The following is a 16,598-nucleotide window of genomic DNA, read 5'->3' on the forward strand; positions in this document are numbered from 1 at the left end:
GGGGCATATTGTCGTGTATCGTCTCAGCGGCGCCTTGGCGCTTCTCCTTACCAGCACCTCGGTCTTCGCGCAGGAAGCCCAGCAACAACCGAGAACCGAAACGTCGGGAACGGGCGCCGAAGACACGCAGCGCGCCGACATCATAGTCACCGGCATCCGCAAGAGCCTGGCCGATTCACTGGCCGTGAAGCGCGATTCGGCCCAGGTTGTCGATGCCATCTCGGCGGAGGACGTCGGCAAGTTCCCCGACAAGAACATCGGCGAAGCGCTCCAGCGCATCACCGGCGTGCAGATCACCCGCAGCGGCGGCGAAGGACAGGCGATCACCATCCGCGGTGCCGACGCCTCGCTCAACCGTGTCGAGATCAACGGCCAGACGGCGCTTTCCACCTCGATCGCGGCAGCAGCGGGCAACGGCAGCAACCGCGCCGTCGATTTCCGCGACTTGCCCGCCGAATTCGTCTCGCGCCTCGAAGTGCTGAAGTCCGCCACCCCGGACATGACCGAGGGCGGCCTCGGCGGCACCGTGCGCGTCATAACTCGTCGCCCCTTCGACGCCAAGGAAGGCTACCTCGCCGGCTCCGCGCAGGGCATCTACAACGAGCTGGCCGACAAGGTGGACCCCAAGTTCGCGGTGATCGGCTCGAAGCTCTTCGCGCATGACACCATCGGCGTCCTGATCTCGGGCACTTACGAAAACCGCACGATCCGCTACGATCAGGCCCGCACCACCGGCTGGCGCCAGGTCGAGACCACGCAGCCCGCCACGCCGGCTGCACACAACTGCCTCTCGGGCCGCAACCAGGCGCGCTGCGTCGACCTCGACGGCAGCGGCTTCGGCGACTTCTATCCCGACATCCCGCGCTACATCACCGCCACCGAACCAACCAAGCGCTACGCCGTCAACGGCATCCTCGAATGGCGCCCCAATGACGACTTCCGTGCCTATGTCGAAGGCACTTACACCCGCAGCGATACGACCTCGGACGACCAGTACCTTCAGCTCAGCACCACCCAGTCGGTTGCGAACGGCGGCATCGATCCCAGCGGCGTCGTCATCCGGGACGAGACCGCACAGACCGTGACCTTCATCAACGGCTCCAATGCCGGTTCGGGGCCGAGCGTGAACTATCGCAGCGTGATCGGCACGCTCAACCGCCGCACCTTCAACGGCATTCTCGGCGCCGAGTGGACCACCGGCAAGTTCCGGTTCTCCGCGCGCGGCACTTATGCCGCCTCGCGCGTGCTGAACGACGAAGTGGACGTGACCGCCTCTGTCTCCGGCAAGGATGCGCTGCCGTGGATCACGATCGACTACAACAATTCGCAGAACGCGCCGCAGATCATCCTGCCGATCGACACCACGACCACCCAGGGCATCAACACCCTCTCGGTCGAAGCCCGTCCCCGCCTCAACAAGCAGCGCGAGACCGGCGGCAAGTTCGATGCAGAATACAAGCCCGATGAGAGCGGGTTCCTGACCTCACTGAAGAGCGGCATCGAGCTGAACCAGCTGGTCTCCAGCAGCCGCTTCCAGAACGCGGTCTATACGCTGAACGGCATCACCGGGCAGACCACGCTGACCCGCTCGGGCGTGACCGGCACCCAGGTGCTCGGCACGACGACCCCGGCGGCGCAGCTCACCAATATCCGGGACCTGCTGAACACATACGGCGGCATGGGCGACGGCAACTTCTTCAAAACCGGCGATCTCGGCTTCTCGGGCATCGACCGCTGGTGGAACCTCGGCGACAATCTGGCCAATGCCGTGGGCATCCCCGATCCCTACACCAGCATCTCGCCGCTCGACACCTACCGGGTCAAGGAAAGCACCGTGGCCGGGTATTTCCAGGGTTCGTTCAACGCCGACCTCGGCTTCGACCTCTCGGGCGTGGTCGGCGCGCGCCTCGTCCATACGCGCACGGTTTCCAGCGGCAGCCAGAGCACCGACGGCGTCATCACCCCCGCTCGCTACAGCGGCGAATATACCGTGCTGCTGCCCTCGCTGAACCTGCGCGCCGAAGTGATCCCGCGCAAGCTGGTGGTGCGCGCCACGGCATCCGACGTTCTCGCCCGCCCGGCGCCTTCGCAGATGGCGCCGAACGTCCGGCTCGATTCCGTCGCCCTCACCGGCTCGCGCGGCAATCCGGGCCTCAAGCCCTATCGCGCCTGGCAGTACGACCTCGGTTTCGAATACTACCTTTCGCGCACCAACTACGTTTCGGTCACGGCGTTCCGCAAGGACATCAAGTCGTTCATCGACACGCAGAGCCAGGAAGAGGAGATCGACGGCCAGGTCTATACGATCCGGCTGCCGGTCAACGGCACCCAGCACGTGACCATCCAGGGCTTCGAGGCGGGCGCGCAGCTCGGGCTGGACTTCCTGCCCGGCCTGCTCGGCAACTTCGGCGTGACGGCCAACTACACCTTCAACAGCGACAGCGGCTACGAGGGCAAGGACTACTTCACCGGCGCCTCGCTGCCGTTCCCCGGCGTCTCGCGCAACAGCTACAATGCCTCGCTGTTCTACGACGACGGCCGCTTCGCCATTCGCGGGTCGTACAACTGGCGCAGCCGCTACCTGATCAATGCGGTCGATCGCGGCAACAACCCGTCGTTCGGCGAGTCCTTCGGCCAGTTCGACGCTTCGGCGAGCTATGTCATCAACCCGCATGTCTCGGTGTTCCTGGAAGGTGTGAACCTCACCGATTCGACGCGGATCGAGAACGCCAACAGCGTCTATCGCCGCAACGTGATCGAGACCTACGGCCGCCGCATCTACTTCGGCGTGCGGGCCAAGCTGTGACGCTTCCGGGACTTTCCCGGCGCACGATAGTAACGGGGCTGGCAGGAGCATGTCTCCTGCCGGCTCCGGCTTTCGCGCGTGGCGGCGAGCGGAGACTGTTCTCGGACAATTTTCGCGACGGCCTGAACCAGTGGCGGATCGAGGCGGAAACCCCGGCACAGGTTTCCGTGGCGGACGGCGTGCTCGATATCGAAGCCCCTGCCGGCCTGACCTTGTGGTTCCTGCCCCGCCTCGAAGGCCGGATCGCCATCGACTACGAAGCCCAGGCCGTCTCCGCAGGCGGCGCGCATGACCGGGTGAGCGACCTCAACTGCTTCTGGATGGCTGAGGACCCCGCCGCGCCCACAGGTGATGCCCTGGCCCACCCGCGCTCGGGCAAATTCGAGGACTACGATACCCTCGAAACCTACTACGTCGGCCTTGGCGGCAACGGCAATTCCACCACCCGCTTTCGCCGCTATGTCGGCAAGCCCGGCGTGCGGCCGCTGCTGCCGGAAAACGACCGGCGCGCACCGGAAGACATGCTCACCGCCAACCGCTGGCAGCGCATCCGCCTGACCGCAGACGGCCCCCGGATCGGGTTCTTCCGCGACGGCAGGCCGCTGTTCGCCTTCGACGATCCAAAGCCCCTGACCGGCGGCCACTTCGCGCTGCGTACCACCGCCAGCCATCTGCGGCTGCGCCGTTTCACCGTTTCCCGTCTCGCTTGATTTCAGGAATGTCCATGCCCTGCTCACGTCGTGCACTACTGCGCGCCGGTCTCCTTGGCGGTGCCGCGCTCTCCCTTCCCGCCCCTGTCCTGGCCGCCGCCTCTTCCGGGGCGCAAGCCGAACTGCACTGGCTCGACGGCACCGCGCCCGACTGGGACGCCGGCCAGACGTTCGGCCTGCCCTGGCCGCGCGGCACCCTTCGCCATGCCGATCGCCTCGCCGCTGCGACCGATGGCGGGGCGGTGCGGCCGGTGCAGAGCTGGCCGCTGGCCTACTGGCCCGATGGTTCGATCAAGTGGAGCGGCCATACCCTCCCCGCCGGACGCCATGCGCCGGAACGCGTCAGGATCGCCCCAGGGCGCGCCGCCAGCCCGGCCGAGAAGGTCTCGGTCGAAGAACAGACCGATGCCGTTCTCGTCAACGTCGGCCCGACACGCTGGCGCATACCGCGCTCCGGCAGCGCTGCGATCGCTTCCGCCGAACGCGATGGCCGCGTGCTGCTGCGCGATGTCGCGCTGGTCGCCCGCGCGCAGGATGCCGCCTCGGGCGAGGAAGCCGATACCCTCTCGCAGCACCACTTCACCAGCCGCATCGACGGCGTGACCGTCGAACAGAATGGCCCGGTCCGCGCCGTGCTGAAAATCGACGGCGTTCATTCGGGAGAGGCGCGCGCATGGCTGCCCTTCAGCCTGCGGCTCTATTTCACCAGCGGCAGCGAGGCGGTGCGGATCGTCCACAGCGTGATCTGGGACGGCGATGCCGACCACGATTTCCTTTCCGGCCTCGGTGTCACCGCACAAGTCCCGATGCGCGGCGCCTTGCATGATCGCCATGTCCGCCTCGCCACCGGAGAGGGTCTTTTCGCCGAAGCGGTGCGCCCGCTGACCGGCCTGCGCCGCGATCCCGGCGAGGCGTTCCGGCAGGCCCAGATCGACGGCCGGGCCGTGCCCGATCTGGCGACCCTGCCCGAAAAGTTCGCGCCGCTGCTGGACAGTATCCCCGCCTGGGGCGACTTCCGGCTGTTCCAGGGCTCGTCCGAGGGCTTCGTGCTGACCAAGCGCACCCGCAAGGGCCGCGCGCCGATCCAGTCGCTCGAAGGCCATCGCGCCCGAGGCCTCGCCTATGTCGGCTCGCCGCAGGGCGGCGCGGCGTTCGGCATGGCGGATTTCTGGAAGCGGCATCCGGTCCAGCTTGACATTGCCGGAGCCTCCGGCGACGAAGCCCGGCTAACGGCCTGGCTCTGGGCGCCCGACGCCCCGGCGATGGACATGCGCACCTATCGCGACGTTCTGGGCATGAGCGATTACCGCGCGCAGAACCGCGGCCTCGACGTGACTTACGAGGACTACGAGCCGAGCTGGGATTCCGCCAAGGGCATCGCACGGACCAACGAACTCTGGCTCTGGGCACTGCCCGCGACGCCCGACGCCGCGACGCTGGAAAGCTACGCCGCCCACGTCGCCCGCCCGCCGCGCCTTCAGGCGGCACCCTCGCAGATCCGCGCCGCCGGGGTGTTCGGGGACTGGGCGCTGCCCGCCGCCACCGGCGCGGCGGCACAGGCGGTGGAGCGCCAGAACGACCTGCTGCTCGGCCATTACCGTGACGAGATCGAGCGGCGGCACTGGTACGGCTTCTGGAACCACGGCGATGTCATGCACACTTACGATGCCGACCGGCACCAGTGGCGCTACGACATCGGCGGCTATGCCTGGGACAACAGCGAACTCTCGACCGATCTCTGGCTCTGGTACAGCTACTTGCGCACCGGCCGCGCCGACCTGTTCCGCATGGCCGAGGCGATGACGCGCCATACCGGCGAGGTCGATGTCTACCATGCCGGCCCCTGGGCCGGTCTCGGCACCCGCCACGGCGTCCAGCACTGGAGCGACAGTTCGAAGCAGCCGCGCGTCTCCAACGCCGCCTATCGCCGCATCTACTACTACCTCACCGCCGACGAGCGGGTGGGCGACCTGATGCGCACGCTGATCCACTCCGACCGCGCGCTCCAGAAAGTCGATATCGGCCGCAAGGTGGCCGATCGCGCCCCGGAATCGCTGCCCCCCGGCGGCATTGCGGCCGTCACCAAGCCGCAGGGCCTGCCCGAAGGCGTGATCCAGCTTTCGTTCGGCACCAGCTGGGGCAGTCTCGTCGCCGCCTGGTTCACCGAATGGGAACGGACCGGAGACCGCCGCTGGCGCGACCGCATCGTCGCGGGGATGGACAGCATCGCCGCCCTGCCGCGCCAATGGTGGGCGGGCGGCGCGAACTTCGACCTCGCCAGCGGCCGCTTCGTTTCGGGCGGCGACCAGATCAGCGTCAGCCATCTGAACGCCGTGTTCGGAATCGTCGAGATCATGGCCGAAGTCCTGCCGCTGGTCGAAGCGCCGCGCTACCGTGCCGCCTGGATCGACTACTGCGCCTGGTACAACGCCCCCGCCGCCGAGTGGCAGCACCGCTTCGGCGAACGCCCACGCGGACACAGCCTGCGGCAGGCCCATTCCCGCCTCACCGCCTATGCAGCCCACGCGCTGGGCGACCGCGCACTGGCGAAGCGGGCCTGGGCGGAATTCCACGACGGCGATCTCGCCTCGGACCTCGTGCAAACGACGACGGCGCAAGGGATCGTGGAAGTTCCCGGCGTTTCGACCAACGGCACTGCGCAGTGGGGGCTGGCCGCGATCCAAAACCTCGCGCTGATCCCCGCCGATCTGCTGACCTGAGCGAGCAGGCCATGGACCGGGCCGCGGCTCACGGCAATTTCCCGTTTCGCCGCGGCCAGATTTTCTATCGCCGTTCCGGACCGGCTGGCTTGACTGCCTTGTGCATCTGGCCAAATAAAAAGGGCATGGGCATCCGGTCGATCGTGCCCTGCGGCCTCGCGGCCAAATCCGGTCGACCCGCGGCATTTGATCGGGAAGCAGCTTGCTCCGCGTTACCAACGGCTAAAGCGCGCGACGCTGGGGCGACAACGCCAAGCTTCGTGGTCCCTCAGCGAAGAGGTGAAAACGATGCCGAACCCCACTGGCGATATTGATGGCGTCGATCTTGAAGAAGCGGTGCCGGCAACCGCCACGACCGACGATTTCTGGAACGTCGAAGGCATAGTCCACGAGCTGTCGGAAATCCGGCGCGGCTGGCGCACGGCCAACATGCAACATGCCGAGTACGGCGTGGAGGGCTTTCCGTCGCGCGTGCGGCTGGCGAAAGTGGCCGAAGAACTCTGCGGCGCGCTGTTTCCGCTGAGGCTCGGGCCGGACTTCGTGCGGCTGCACAATGAGGAAACCTTTGTCACCCAGTCGCTGCAGATCGCGCTCAGCCGCCTTCAGGCGCAAGTGCGACTGGAACTCTATTACGGGGCAGGCGGACAGAGCGATGCGGCCGAGCAGAGGGCGAACGCCATAGTGCTCGAATTCTCCCGCGGCCTGCCCGCGATCCGGCGCCTGCTGGATCTCGACATCGAAGCCGCCTTCCGGGGCGATCCGGCGGCGCGCAGCCTCGACGAAGTGCTGATCTGCTATCCCGGACTGCTGGCGATCATCCACCACCGGCTGGCCCATGCCCTGCACGGGCTGGGTGCACCGCTGGTGGCGCGCATCCTCTCCGAAATCGCCCATGGCAGCACCGGGATCGACATCCATCCCGCCGCAAGGATCGGGCGCGGCTTCTTCATCGACCACGGCACCGGCGTCGTGGTGGGCGAAACCGCGATCGTGGGGGACAACGTGCGCCTCTATCAGGGGGTCACGCTGGGCGCGAAGGACTTCACCACGGAGAGTTCGGGCGCCTTGATCCGGGCACAGCCGCGTCACCCCATCGTCGAGGACGACGTGGTGATCTACGCCGCCGCCACGATCCTGGGGCTGGTGACGATCGGCAAGGGTTCGGAAATCGGCGGCAATGTCTGGCTTACCCATAGCGTGCCCCCCCATAGCCGGGTCTCGCAGGCACGCGCGGTCGTCACCAACAGCCAGACGGGGAACGCGGTTCCGCCGCCGGGACCGCTCAACTGAATTGCAAGGATCGCGGCATGGCTGGTGCCGCGATCCTTGCAAAGGGCATAACTCAGAACAGCGCGAGAATGCCGCGCGAGGGGTCGACGAGGCCTTCCCAGATCATCTTTCCGGCCACGTAGAGGATGACCATCAGGCCGACATAGGCGATCCAGCGATAGCGCTCGATCACGCGCGCCAGCACGTTCGCGGCAAGGCCCATCAGCGCGACCGACAGGATCAGGCCGATGGCAAGGATGCCGGGGTGGTCGCGCGCGGCACCGGCCACGGCCAGCACGTTGTCGAGGCTCATGCTGACGTCCGCCACGGCCACCGCCCATGCAGCGGCGGCGAAGGAGCGCGGCGCGGCCTTGGCAACGGGGTCGTCCTCGCCGCCCACGTCCTCGCGCAGTTCGCGCCACATCTTCCACGCCACCCAGACCAGCAGCAACCCGCCTGCGAAGACGAGGCCGACAAGCTGCATCAGCTGAGTCACGACGAGCGCGAAGGCGATGCGCAGGACGAGCGCGGCCAGCACGCCGATCAGGATCACCTTGCGGCGCATCGCGGCGGGAAGCCCGGCCGCCAGCGCGCCGACGACGATGGCATTGTCAGCCGCCAGCATCACGTCGATCAGCACCACCTGTCCGAAAGCGGCGAGAGCGGCGGGCGAGCCGAGGTTGGAGAAATCGGCAACGATGTGCTGCCACAAGTCGGTCATGCGGAAAGGTTCCTGTTGGTCCAGGCGCCGCGAGCGGTCGCCACGAGGAAATCGGGATAGCTCCAGCCGATAGCGGCTGCAGCGACGGTGGAAAGGCTGTCTTCGTCCTCGCGTCCCGGCCGGCCGGAGCCGGTGAGATTGGGCTTCGCATTGACGTCGAAGAGGAAATAGCGGCCCTCGGCATCGGCGCGGCAGTCAATGCGCATCGGCGAGCGGATGGCGAGAAGCGCGCCCGCCTGCTCGCAAGCCTCGGTCACGGCCATGATCGCCGGACTGGCCCGCTCCCACGGCGTCATTGCCGCGCTGTTGCGGCTGACCGGAACGTCGCCGTTATAAGGCGCAACATCATCGACCTGATCGAAGCGGCGCACCGGCGGCAGTGCGAAAGGTGCGGTAGCGCCGTCTCGGCAGGCGGCGGGCATGACGGTGATGGTGATCTCCTGACCCGGCAGGAACTGCTCCAGCATGATCGCCGCGCCGAAGCGGCGGCTTTCGGCCAGATCGCGGACTTGCGCGGAGAGTTGCTCGCCGGTGCGGGCCACGCCGACGCCCTGACTGCCGCGCCCGCGCAAGGGCTTGACCACCAGCGGGAGGCGTTCCGCGAAAGGTGCCAGTTGCGCGTCCAGATCGCCGTCGCCGTCGATCAGCCACGAGCGCGCGACCGGCAGGCCTGCCGCCAGCAGGCGGGCATTGGTGGCGGCCTTGTCGTCGATCTCCTGCATCGCCTGCGGGTCGGGGCCGACGATCCAGGCCTTGCGGCTGGCCGCCTCGATCGGGTGGCCTGCAAAGACCACGGTATTGGCCCAGAGCAAGGTCGCGCCTGCCGCCAGCGCGGCGGCGATGCCCTGCTCGGTGTCGGGCCAGACCCAGTCGAAGACGCGCGTCGGATCGGGATCGGTCACCGGCGTCGCCAGGGTGCACCCCGCCGCCAGCAGGGCCACGCCGATATCCGCGCCGCTGTCCGAATAGCCGCCGGGCTTGGCTTCCTTGCGGGCGCCGTCGATCATCGGCGGTTCAAGCGCCTGATAGAGGATGGCGATGGTCTGTTCGCCGGGTATCTGTTGGCCAACATCAGGCGCGGTCATTGGTGGCTCCCATGATGCGGAAGGACAGCGGCGCGCCGACGATGACCAGCATCACCCGCACGAGATGGTGGACGATCACGAAGCCCGCCTCCAGCGAGAGGCTCAGCGCGACCATGCTCATTTCCGCCACCCCTCCGGGCGAATAGGCCAGCGCGACGAGCGCCGGGTTGAGCCCCGTAGCCCAACCGATCGCAAAGGCCCAGACGAAGGTTACGAGTAGCAGGATCGCCGTCGATCCCGCCGCCAGCAGCAGCGTGCGGCCCAGCGTCTTGAGATCAAGACCGACGAAGCGGCAGCCGATGGTGGCGCCGAGGCCGACTTGCGCGGCGGCGATGGCCCAAGCGGGAATGTGGAAGTCGGAAAGGCCGGTCAGGTGGACGAGCGCGCTGACAAAGAGCGGCCCCATCAGGTGCCATGCGGGCAGGCGCAAGGCCCGGCCGATCAGGCTGCCGACGATCACACAGCCCAGGCCCCAGAGCAGCAGCGGCCAGCCGGTTGCTTCGGTCAACAGCGGCGCGGCAAGTGGCGGGGCGTGGACGTCCGCCTCGAAGGCGCGGATCAGGAACGGCAGGATGAAGACGACGAGGAAGATGCGCGCGCCGTGGATCAGGCCGACCATGCGCTCGTCCGCGCCGCGCTCGGCGCCCATCAGCACCATCTCGGCAATGCCGCCGGGCATGCCTGCGAAGTAGGCGGTAGGCGGGTCGAAGCGGGCGACGCGGCGGAAGTAGACCACGCAGAGAAACGCCGCGCTGGCGAGGAACAACGGCAGGAGTGCGATGGGCACGATCCACTCCGCCGCCTGTTGCAGGAGGCCGGGATGGAAGGCGCTGCCGAGCACGACGCCGATCACCGCCGACATCGGGCGGCGCGTGGCGGAGGAGGCGGCGATGGGCAGACCGGCGATGCTCCCCGCCGCGCAGGCAGTCATCGCGCCGAGCACCCAAGGCAGCGGCGCGCCGATCGACCAGAACAGCACGCCCCCCGCCGCGCCGAGGGCCAGCGCGGCAAGGAAGCGCAGGATCATGCGGGTATCAGCCAAGGTGCGTGGTTCCCCGTCACCCCACGAACGGGAAGGCGAGGACCAGCATGCCCACGCCTGTCATCACCAGACAGCACAGCGCCGCCGGGACCAGCGTGAAGCGCTGGTGGTCGGCAAGGTCCACGCCCGCAAGGCTGACCAGCAGGTAAGTCGAGGGCACCAAGGGACTGAGCAGGTGGACCGGCTGCCCCATCAGCGAGGCGCGGGCGATGGCCATCGGCTCCACGCCGTAATGCGCGCCCGCTTCTGCGAGAATCGGCAGCATGCCGAAGTAGAACGCGTCGTTGGAGATGAAGAACGTGCCCGGCAGGCTGATGAGCGCGGTGATCGGCGCCATGTAGGGGCCGAGGAACGGCGGGATGAAGTTCACCACCTCGCGGCTCATCGCCTCGACCATGCCGGTGCCCGAAAGGATGCCGGTGAAGATGCCCGCCGCGAAGATCAGCGAGACGACCGCCAGCACGTTGCCCGCATGGGCGGCGATGCGCTCCTTCTGCTCCTTCACATGGGGGTAGTTGGCGATCATCGAGATCGCGAAGGCCAGCATCATCAGGATCGGCAGCGGCAGCACGCCCCAGACCAGCAAGACCAGCAGCGCGACGACCAGCGCGGCGTTGAACCAGATCATTTTCGGACGACGCGCCTCGGGCCACTGCGAGACGGCAAAGTCGGCCAGTTCCTTCGGGGTGGCGGCCTCGACGCGGCCGATACGGCGGCGTTCCTTGCGGCCGAAGTGGATCGCCAGCAGGACGAGGAAGGCAAGGCCCGCGATCATGCCCGGAATCAGCGGCACGAACAGCGTCGAGGGATCGAGCTTGAGCGCACTGGCGGCGCGCGCGGTGGGTCCGCCCCAGGGGGTGAGGTTCATCACCCCGCTCGTCACCATCAGCAGGCAGACAAGGTAGAGCCGGTTCATGTCGTAGCGCTTGTAGAGCGGCAGCATGGCGGCCATCGTGATGATGTAAGTGGTCGAGCCGTCGCCATCGAGGCTGACAAGCGCGCAGAGCACCACCGAGCCGATCAGGATCAGCATCGGATCACCGTGCACCAGCCGGATCAGGCGGCCCACCAGCGGATCGAACAGGCCGGTGTCGGTCATCGTACTGAAGAACAGGATCGCGAAGAGCAGCATGACGCCGGTGGGCGCCAGCTTGGTCAGGCCCTCGATCATCATGTCGCCAAGCCCGGCATGGAAACCGGCGAGCAGCGCGAACAGCGTGGGCACGACGACCAGCGCGACCAGCGGGGTCATCCGCTTGGTCATGATGAGCGTCATGAAAGTGGCCACCATCAGGAAGCCGATAAGGGCGAGACTCATGATTGTCCCCGAATGTCTGTCATGGATGGATGGGACGGATCAGAACGTGACGCCGACGCGGGCGGTCAAAGTCTGTCCATCGTCTTTCCCGGTGTAAGCACCGGCGGTATTCTGCGTGTTCCAGTGGATCGCGTTGACCTGGAAGCGGGTGAAGCTGTTGAGATACCAGTTCACGCCCAAAGTCGCCGCCCAGCCCTGTGCGGGGGTGACGATGTCGTCGAACTCAAGGTTCTCGTAGCGCGCGGTCAGCTCGATCGCGCCGGGGCCGCCTTCGAACACCGGGCGCAGCACCTTGGGCTGGCCGAAGCTGCCGAGGCGCGGGTTGTAGGGGGGCAGGTCCCCGGTGAGGAACCAGCCGCCCGAGACGCTCCAGGCACGGGTGACGAAATCGGGACGGCCATTGTCGAGCCGCGCGTGGCGCTCGCCCGCCTCGCCCATGATCCAGAGCGGGCCGGAATAGCCGCCCAGTTCCACGCCGTAGCCGGTGGTGCCGGTGCCGCCAGTCAGCGTGCCGGTCGAAAGGCGAAGCGCGCCGTTGAAGCGGCCGCCGATCACGGTGTTGCGGGTGAGGGTGTTCTTGCCGGGGTGGAGCATCTCGTCGAAGCCCCAGATGCCGAGGTGCAGCACCTGACGGTCGGACTTCACCGGGTTCCAGTGCGCGCGGGCGAGCACGGTGCGGTTGTCCGAGGTCGTCTGATCGCCGTCGATGCGGTCGCCGGTGACGGTTAGCGAGGCGTGGCCGGTCTTCCAGAACAGGCGCGGCATGATCCCGAGGCCGTAGAAGGCACGCTGCGGGATGATCGCGGTGGCGACCACCGAGCGCTCGGTGAACGGCGTCGAATCCGAGCCGGTCGAGCCTTCGAAGCTGCGGTCGTTGAACAAGTGGCCGACGCGCACGTCATAGTCCATGCCCGGCGCGATGCGGTTGCGCCAGCCCATGAAGGCGGTGACGACGTCGACTTCGTTTTCCGAGAAATCGGTCTCGAACTGATAGAAGAAGTGCGTGCCCACCGTGCCTTCGAGACCCATGCGCAGCGCGCGCATGCCGGTGGTCGTCAGGTTGCGGCCGCTGTACTTCGAGCCGGTGGTGGTGCTGACATCGGTGATGATGCGCCCGCGCGGCTTGAAGCTGAACATGCCGTCTGCCGAGTGGAACACCGGCAGGCCCGCGCCCCATTCAGTGCTCACGCCCGAAGCGGCGACGGCAGCAGCGCGCACACGCTCGATATCGCGCTCGGCGGGTCCGGGAGGAACGAGCTGCGGCGCGTAAGGCTGCGTCACCACGACTTGCGGAGCAGGTTCCGGTGCAGCGGCGGGGGCTTGCGGCACCGCAGCCACCACCGGCGCAGACTGCCCCGCTTCCAGTTTCTCCACCCGCTGGCGCAGCGAGGCGATCTCGGCGGCCTGCGCGCGCACGAGTTCGGCGAGGTCATCCTTGCTCGGTTCCTGGGCGAGCGCCGGAGTCGCCGCGATCAGGGCGACGAGCGCAGTGCCCGATGCAAACATCTTCATGGAGTCTTGTGTCCGGAGGCGAGGACCGCGTTCCAGTCGCGCAGGAAGCGCTCACGGGTCAGGCGATCGAGATTGACGAGAAGCTGCGGGCCGACGCGCACGGCGCGCGCCTGTCCGGCAGGAAGGCGGTGGGAAGCGGGCACGTCGGTGCGCACCGGCCAGAGGCTGTGGCGGGCAAGCTGGGCCTGCCCGGCGCGGGAGAGAAGGAAATCGAGGAACAGCCGCGCGGCGGCCGGATGGCGCGCCTCGCGCGAGATGAAGGCGATGCGCGAGGTGACGATGGTATAGTCGCGCGGGAAGACGACGCCGATGCTGGGATCGCGCCGCGCCCGTTCGAGCGCGTAGGAACCGATCACGTTGTAGGCCATCGCCAGCTTGCCCGAGGCGACGCCCTGAAGCATCTCCTCGGTATGGGTCATGAGCACCGGGCGCGTCGCCGCCATCGCCTCTACGAGGCTGCGGGTGTCGCGGGTGATCTGGAAATCCTGCGAGAGGTAGAGATAGCCGACATTGGAGCGCGACGGATCAAACGTCGCGACCTTGCCCGTGAAAGCGGCGCGGCGATGGCGCAGCAATTGCTCAAGCTGCTGGTGGCTCTGCGGCACTTGCGCCGCCGGAACCAGCTTCTTGTTGTAGACGATCCCGATCGGCTCGGCGGTAACGCCGAAGCCCATGTTCTTCCACACCGCCGTTTCCGGCAGCGCGGGCTTTTCCGGGCTGGCATATTGCTGCGCGTAGCCGTCGTTGATGAGCTTGACCTGCTGGTCCATCGCCGAGGACCAGACGATGTCCGCCGAGTACGTCTTCGAGCGGACTTCCTGCGTGTAGCGACGATAGAGTTCGGCCGAACCGAGATCGGCGTAGAGCACCTGGATGCCGGGATAGAGCCGCCGGAAGGCCGAGACCACCGGCACCATCTCCGCCTTGTCGGCATTGGCATAGATGCGCACGGTGCCTTCGGCGCGGGCATCGGCGATGAGACTGTCGTAGGAACGCGGGTAGCCTGCCGGGCGCTGGACTTGCTGGTCGGTCCGGCGCTGGGCTTCGGCAGGCGCGGTCATCGCGGGAAACGCGACTGTCGCTGCAAGTGCCAGAACCGTGATGAAGCTGCGCATTCCCGTATCCTCTCGCTTTCCGCATCTGATGTCGGATAAGCTGTTGCCCATGCCCTACGATCCGAAGCTGTCATCCACCTTTCACGGAAAAGTGTCCTCATGCGCATCCTGATCGTCGAGGATGACGCCCCTCTCGCGCGCGGGGTAATTTCTTTGCTGCGCGCCGCAGGCCATGCGATCGACCATGTCGCCAGCGGGGAGGACGCGCTCTCGGTGGCGGCGACGGAGCCTTACTCGCTGGTGATTCTCGATGTCGGCCTGCCCGATATCGACGGATTCGAGGTGCTCGCCCGGCTGCGCGCGCGCGGCGATCAGGTGCAGGTGCTGATGCTCACCGCCCGCGACGGGCTGGACGACCGGGTGCGCGGGCTGGACCTCGGCGCCGACGACTACTTGCGCAAGCCCTTCGATGTCGAGGAGCTGGAAGCCCGCGTCCGCGCCCTCGGGCGGCGGCGAGGCGGCGATGCCGCGCCGGAAATGCGGATCGGGGCGATGACCATCAACCGCTCTACCGGGCGCGTCGAAGTGGGCGAGCGCGTGATCGAACTGCGCCGCCGCGAATGGGCCGTGCTGGAAGCGCTGGCCGCGCGCGCCGGGCAGATCGTCTCGCGCGAGACCTTGCAGGCCGAAGTCTTCGGCTTCGACGATCCGGTCGGCTCCAATGCGCTGGAGGTCAACGTCACCCGCCTGCGCAGCAAGCTGGGACCGGACGGCCCGGCGATCCGCACCGTGCGCGGGGTCGGCTACATGCTCGACCGTTCGTGACGGCGCCGAAAATCACCTCGAAGCGGGCGCTTTCGCTACGCCGCCGGCTTGGCATCGCGATGCTCGGGCCGCTGGTGATCGCGGCGCTGGCGCTGGGCGTGATCGGCTGGGCGCTGATCTCCGATGTCGTGCGCCGCACCAACGACCGCGTGCTGGGCGGCGCGCTCGGCGCGATTGCCGAGACCGTGCAAGTGGAACGCGGCGAAGTCACGCTGGACCTGCCGCCCGCCGCCTTCGGCATGCTGGAGAATTCCGAGCGCGACAACGTCTATTACCGCATCGCCGTGGGCAGTGCGTTGCTGACCGGCTACGCCGACCTGCCCGCGCCCGACGTCGCAAGCCTTTCCGCCGAGGAACCGCGCTTTCGCTATGCCGAATATCGCGGCCAGCGCATCCGCATCGGCGAAGTGCGCCGCGATCTGCCGCGCGTGCAGGCGCCGGTGGTGGTGCAGGTGGCCGAGACGCTCGACAACCGCAATGCCCAGCGCCAGCGGCTGATGACCGCGCTGCTGCTGGGCGAAGTGGTGCTGGTCGGTTTCGCGCTGGCGCTGATCCGCCCGGCGCTGGGCTGGAGCCTGCGCCCCCTCGCCGAACTGCGCGCCGCCATCGAGGCGCGCGACACCCGCGCCGCGCCGGACCTCTCGCCGCTGCGCACCGGCCCGCTGCCCGCCGAGCTGCAACCGCTGTCGCGCTCGTTCGACCGCCTGCTCGCCCGGCTCGACGATGCGACCAGCGCCATGCGCCGCTTCACCGCCGATGCCTCGCACCAGATGCGCACCCCGCTCTCGGTGCTGAAAGTGCAGGTCGCGCTGGCCCGGCGCGGCTCCGACGAGGCGCTTCAGGAGATCGACGAGGCCACCGACCGCCTCGAACGCCTGCTCACCCAATTGCTCACCTTGGCCCGCGCCGACGAGGCAGGCACGCTGCCGCCGCTGGAACAAGTCGATCTGGTGGAAGTGAGCCGCCGGGCGATCTCCCGCCGCATTCGCCAGGCGATCGAGGCCGATGTCGAACTCCTGCTCGACAGCGAAGAAACTGCCGAATTCCCGGTATTGGGCCATCGCTCGCTGGTCTACGAGATGCTCTCCAACCTCGTCGACAATGCGATCCGCTACAACCGGCCCGGCGGCAAAGTCACCGTCGCCCTTCGCAAGGACGCGGCAGGCACCCACCTGATCGTCAGCGACGACGGCCCCGGCATTCCCGCCGGTCAGCGCGCGCAGGCCATGGCCCGCTTCGCCCGTCTGCAAGGAGAAAACGGCCCACCCGGAAGCGGCCTCGGCCTCGCGATCGTGCAATCCTCGGCGGAGCGGTTGGGGGCAAATCTCAAGCTGGAAGACGCGAGGCCGGGCCTGCGGGTCATCGTCACCTTCGGCCAGAGCGGTTGACAGCCCCGCCCCCGCCGCCTAGCCGGGAAGGCATGACAAGCATGCTCGCCCTTGCAGGAAGCTATTACTACCGCTGATCGGCGGTGGACCTCTTGTCGTTCTCAACCGCTGCGTGACCAGCGGTTGACCTCTTCCCAGCAAGACCAT

At 67.6% G+C, this 16,598-nt stretch carries 12 protein-coding genes; 6 read left to right on the forward strand and 6 right to left on the reverse strand.

The genetic code is table 11. The features are described 5' to 3' along the window. Window positions 1–13 precede the first annotated feature (13 nt). The 4 genes from ACZ1II_RS00765 to epsC all read left to right on the forward strand — a co-directional run bounded on the left by ACZ1II_RS00765 (window position 14) and on the right by epsC (window position 7,526). Window positions 14–2,806 (forward strand): TonB-dependent receptor, encoded by a 2,793-nt coding sequence (locus ACZ1II_RS00765; RefSeq protein WP_465143933.1) that lies wholly within the window; start codon window positions 14–16, stop codon window positions 2,804–2,806. Then, window positions 2,803–3,516 (forward strand): DUF6250 domain-containing protein, encoded by a 714-nt coding sequence (locus ACZ1II_RS00770; RefSeq protein ID WP_465143934.1) that lies wholly within the window; start codon window positions 2,803–2,805, stop codon window positions 3,514–3,516. Before ACZ1II_RS00765 ends, ACZ1II_RS00770 begins: the two co-directional genes overlap by 4 nt. A gap of 14 nt (window positions 3,517–3,530) precedes the next feature. Beyond that, the gene (locus ACZ1II_RS00775) at window positions 3,531–6,236 is read left to right on the forward strand and encodes an exo-rhamnogalacturonan lyase family protein (RefSeq protein WP_465143935.1); all 2,706 of its coding nucleotides are present in this window, start codon (window positions 3,531–3,533) and stop codon (window positions 6,234–6,236) included. Between the two features lie 288 nt (window positions 6,237–6,524). Continuing rightward, window positions 6,525–7,526 (forward strand): serine O-acetyltransferase EpsC, encoded by a 1,002-nt coding sequence (epsC, locus tag ACZ1II_RS00780; protein WP_465143936.1) that lies wholly within the window; start codon window positions 6,525–6,527, stop codon window positions 7,524–7,526. Between the two features lie 52 nt (window positions 7,527–7,578). Here the strand turns inward: epsC and ACZ1II_RS00785 are convergent, their stop codons facing one another. From ACZ1II_RS00785 to ACZ1II_RS00810, 6 genes are read right to left on the reverse strand one after another with little or no spacing between them, the layout of a single operon-like run. After that, on the reverse strand, window positions 7,579–8,226 hold the full coding sequence (locus ACZ1II_RS00785; RefSeq protein ID WP_465143937.1) for a YjbE family putative metal transport protein: 648 nt from the start codon (window positions 8,224–8,226) through the stop codon (window positions 7,579–7,581). Then, complete coding sequence (locus ACZ1II_RS00790; RefSeq protein WP_465143938.1) at window positions 8,223–9,311, reverse strand: D-alanine--D-alanine ligase family protein; 1,089 nt, start codon at window positions 9,309–9,311, stop codon at window positions 8,223–8,225. The genes ACZ1II_RS00785 and ACZ1II_RS00790 overlap by 4 nt, the downstream gene beginning before the upstream one ends. After that, the gene (locus ACZ1II_RS00795; protein ID WP_465144501.1) at window positions 9,298–10,338 is read right to left on the reverse strand and encodes an AbrB family transcriptional regulator; all 1,041 of its coding nucleotides are present in this window, start codon (window positions 10,336–10,338) and stop codon (window positions 9,298–9,300) included. Before ACZ1II_RS00795 ends, ACZ1II_RS00790 begins: the two co-directional genes overlap by 14 nt. A 31-nt stretch (window positions 10,339–10,369) precedes the next feature. Beyond that, entirely contained in the window at window positions 10,370–11,671 is a 1,302-nt protein-coding gene (locus ACZ1II_RS00800) for a CitMHS family transporter (RefSeq protein WP_465143939.1), read from the reverse strand. A 39-nt stretch (window positions 11,672–11,710) separates the two neighbouring features. Further along, window positions 11,711–13,183, reverse strand: a complete 1,473-nt coding sequence (locus ACZ1II_RS00805) for an OprO/OprP family phosphate-selective porin (RefSeq protein ID WP_465143940.1) — start codon at window positions 13,181–13,183, stop codon at window positions 11,711–11,713. Next, window positions 13,180–14,298: an ABC transporter substrate-binding protein gene (locus tag ACZ1II_RS00810; protein WP_465143941.1), complete on the reverse strand. Its 1,119-nt coding sequence runs from the start codon at window positions 14,296–14,298 to the stop codon at window positions 13,180–13,182. The genes ACZ1II_RS00805 and ACZ1II_RS00810 overlap by 4 nt, the downstream gene beginning before the upstream one ends. Window positions 14,299–14,397: 99 nt before the next feature. Between ACZ1II_RS00810 and ACZ1II_RS00815 the strand changes: the two genes are divergently transcribed. Further along, entirely contained in the window at window positions 14,398–15,063 is a 666-nt protein-coding gene (locus tag ACZ1II_RS00815; protein ID WP_465143942.1) for a response regulator, read from the forward strand. A 59-nt stretch (window positions 15,064–15,122) separates the two neighbouring features. Then, the gene (locus ACZ1II_RS00820; RefSeq protein WP_465144502.1) at window positions 15,123–16,451 is read left to right on the forward strand and encodes a sensor histidine kinase; all 1,329 of its coding nucleotides are present in this window, start codon (window positions 15,123–15,125) and stop codon (window positions 16,449–16,451) included. Window positions 16,452–16,598: the final 147 nt, after the last annotated feature.

The sequence above is a fragment of the Novosphingobium sp. BL-S-20 genome (genome assembly GCF_055521635.1).